Genomic DNA, 3,102 nt, shown 5'->3' with positions numbered 1-3,102 from the left:
CCCGGTCCAATTCGGCCAGCACTGCCGCGGGCGTCGGCGCGGTGAACAGCGTCAACACCGGCACCTGCCGCCCGAGGGCCGTACTCAGCCGCGCCGCGAGCGTGGTCGCCGAGAGCGAAGTGCCGCCGAATTCGAAGAAGTTGTCCTCCAGGCCGATCCGCTCCACACCCAGCACCTGCGCGAAGGTGGTACAGACCAGCGCCTCGGCCGGGGTCCGCGGAGCGCGGAATTCGCGCACCGCGCGCACCGGCGCCGGCAGGGCACGGCGGTCGAGCTTGCCGGACGCGTTCACCGGAAGTTCGTCGAGGACGACCACGGCCGCCGGAACCATGTAGCCGGGCAGCCGCCGCGCGAGTTCGGTCCGCAGCCGATCGGCATCGACGGCGTGACCGGCCTCGGCGACCACATAGGCCACCAACTGCTGGTCGGTACCGTCGTCACCGCGCACCAGTGCGACGGCCTGAGCGACCTCGGGCTGCGCGACCAGCGCCGCCTCGATCTCCCCTGGCTCGATCCGCAGCCCGCGCAGCTTCACCTGGAAGTCCGAGCGGCCGCGGTACTCCAGCTCACCGTCGGCGTTCCACACCACCAGATCACCGGTGCGGTACATGCGTTCCCCGCCCACGAAGGGGTCGGCCACGAACCGGTCCGCGGTCAGATCCGGTCGCGCGAGATATCCGCGCGCCAGCTGGGTTCCGGCGAGGTACAGCTCGCCGGTGACACCCGCCGGTACCGGGCGCAGTCGCGAATCCAGTACGTAGACACGGGTGTTGAATACCGGCCGGCCGATCGGGACGACAGCGGTGTCGGCATCGGTGACCTCGTGGTACGTCACGTCCACCGCGGCCTCGGTCGGCCCGTAGAGGTTGTGCAACCGGGCGCCGGTCAGCGCCCGCGACCGCTGCGCCACCGCCGGCGGTAGCGCCTCGCCGGAGGCGAACACCCGCCGCAGCGAGCCCCCGGCCCCGGCCGCCGGCTCGGCGACGAACACCGCGAGCATCGACGGTACGAAATGCACGGTGGTGACCGATTCGGCCGCGATCAGGCGGGCCAGATACGCGGGATCGCGATGCCCCTGCGGTGCGGCCAGCACCAGCCGGGCGCCGATCTGCAACGGCCAGAACAACTCCCACACCGACACGTCGAAGGTGACGGGCGTCTTCTGCAGCACCACATCGTCGGTGTCGAGCCGGTATTCCGACTGCATCCACACCAACCGGTTCACGATCGCCCGGTGGCTGACCGCCACACCCTTCGGGCGGCCGGTCGACCCGGAGGTGAAGATCACGTAGGCGACGGTGTCGGGACGCAACGGGCGCACCCGGTCCGCATCGGTGACGGCGGCGTCGCCGTAGTCCGCGAGGTCCAGCCGATCCAGGGCGAGGGCGCCGTCGATCGTCGAATCTGCCAGCGCCAGTATGCATTCCGGCGCTGCGGTGTCGAGGATGTGACGAATGCGCTCGTCCGGCTGATCCGGATCGATCGGGACGTAGGCGGCACCGGCCTTCAGTACCGCGTAGACGGCGACCAGCAGTTCGACCGAACGCGGCAGCGCCACCGCCACCCGCTGCTCCGGGCCGATTCCCCGGCCGATCAGATACCGCGCCAGCCGGTTGCTGCGGGCGTCGAATTCGGCGTAGGTCAGAACCCGTTGTGCCACAGCGATTCCCGAGCGGTCCTCGGCTAGTGCCACCGCCTCCGGATGGGCGGCCACCGCGGACGCGAACCGGGCGGTCAGCGTGTCCGGATGGTCGCTGCCCGAAACCGGCGGCAGCTCCCGCGCGGTGTCGTTGTAGTCGACCAGGATGCGGGTGCGTTCGGCGTCGTCCAGCAGGTCGATATCGCCGATCGTGACCTCCGCGTCGGCGGCGACCTCGTCGATCACCCGCAGGAAGCGCTGCACGAACCGCTCCACGGTGGCCGCGTCGAACAGGTCGGTGGCATAGGTGACGGCGGCGGAGATGCCCGCCGGGGCGCCCTGCTCGTCGTAGGTGTCGGTCAGATACCAATGCAGATCGAATTGCGATGTGCGCGTGTCGATCTCGAGTTCGCCGACCGTCACGCCGGGCAGCCGCACCTCGGCGCGATTCAGATTCTGGAACGACAGACCCACCTGGAACAGCGGATGCCGTGCCGTCGACCGGACCGGATCGAGCAATTCCACCAGCCGTTCGAACGGCACATCGCTGTTGGCGAAGGCCGCCAGATCCGTTTCACGCACCTGGTCGAGCAGCTCGGCGAACGAGGCCTGCGGCGCGACCCGCGCCCGGAGGACCAGGGTGTTGACGAACATGCCGATCAGGTCGTCGAGTTCCGCCTCGCCCCGGCCCGCGATGGGCGCACCGACCGCGACGTCCTCGGTGGCGGCGAGCCGGGCCAGCAGGATCGACAGCGCGGCGCGGACCACCATGAACAGGGAGGCGTGCCGGGTGCGCGCCAACCGGTGCAGGGCGGCATGCCGCTCGGCGCCGATTTCGAACGTCAGCGCCCGGCCTGCTAGCGACTGCACCTTCGGGCGCGGCCGGTCCGTGGGCAGTGGCAACTGTTCGGGCAGATCCGCGAGGGCGGACCGCCAGTGCGCGAGCTGACCCGCGACCAGCGATCCCGGATCGTCCTCCGCGCCGAGCAGTTCGCGCTGCCACAGGGCGTAATCGGCGTACTGCACCGGCAGCGGGGACCACTGCGGCTCCGCAGCGGCCGTGCGCGCCGCGTAGGCGGTCAGCAGATCCCGGGTCAGCGGCACTGCCGAGGCGCCGTCGGCGCAGATGTGGTGCATCGAGAGCACCACGATGTGCTCGGACGTATCCGTGACCCGCAGCAGTGCCGCGCGCACCGGAATGTCACACGTGACATCGAAGGGGCGCGAAAGCACCTGCAGGACCGAGGTTTCCACCTCGGCTGCGGTCACCGATCCGACCGCGAATTCGGCGTCCGCGCCGGCCAGGATCTGCTGGAACGGTCCGTCGTCGGCCTGCGGGTAGACGGTCCGCAATACCTCGTGCCGCTCGACCACATCGGCGAAGGCGAGCTCGAGTGCCGCGGCGTCCACCGCGCCGGTCAGGCGCACCGCGAACGGCACGTTGTAGGCCGCGGAGGCGGGAT

Annotated in this window: 1 protein-coding gene; it reads right to left on the bottom strand. The window is 70.4% G+C overall.

Features of this window, described 5'->3' with window-relative positions:
- On the bottom strand, positions 1-3,102 hold a 3,102-nt coding region (locus ON23_RS03720; RefSeq protein WP_039776388.1), incomplete at both ends, for a non-ribosomal peptide synthetase.

The organism is Nocardia cerradoensis NBRC 101014, from assembly GCF_000308535.1.
Classification (GTDB): Bacteria; Actinomycetota; Actinomycetes; order Mycobacteriales; family Mycobacteriaceae; genus Nocardia; species Nocardia cerradoensis.
This window is presented reverse-complemented; position numbering and strand designations above follow the sequence as displayed.